The 437-nt window shown below is 51.7% G+C and carries 1 protein-coding gene; it reads left to right on the forward strand.

The annotated features are described in order from the left end of the window. The coding region (locus Y887_RS19770) for a hypothetical protein (protein ID WP_343123104.1) at nt 1–437 on the forward strand (437 nt) is incomplete at both ends.

The raw sequence follows: 437 nt of genomic DNA on the forward strand, positions 1-437 counted from the left end.
TCAATAAGGAAACTGAACAGCGTGAGGAAATGAAGCAGGAGTTTCCCTCAACGCCACAGGAGGCGTTTCTGACGTCCGGACGACGTGTGTTCAGTGCCGAAAGTACGTTGCAGGCAGAATCATTCTGTTCGCCACCGATGATTGTTTATGACATTGAACCTGTTACAGGAGCGAAGACTAAAGCTCAGTCTCTGCGTGAAGGAAATAAAAACGAGTTGCAGCGGACGCTGATGAATTATCTGCTGGTATGGGAACTGCCGGATCCGGATGAAGAGTATGTTTGTGGGGCAGATACTGCCGAAGGGCTGGAGCACGGAGACCGCTCACCGCTGGATGTTGTCAAACGCAGGAATGCCGAGCAGGTGGCTCACTGGCTCCGGCATCTCGATGCTGAACTTTTTGCTCATCTCATTTCGCAGGTCGGTCGTCTGTCTAAC

Source organism: Xanthomonas pisi DSM 18956 (genome assembly GCF_001010415.1).
Classification (GTDB): domain Bacteria; phylum Pseudomonadota; class Gammaproteobacteria; order Xanthomonadales; family Xanthomonadaceae; genus Xanthomonas; species Xanthomonas pisi.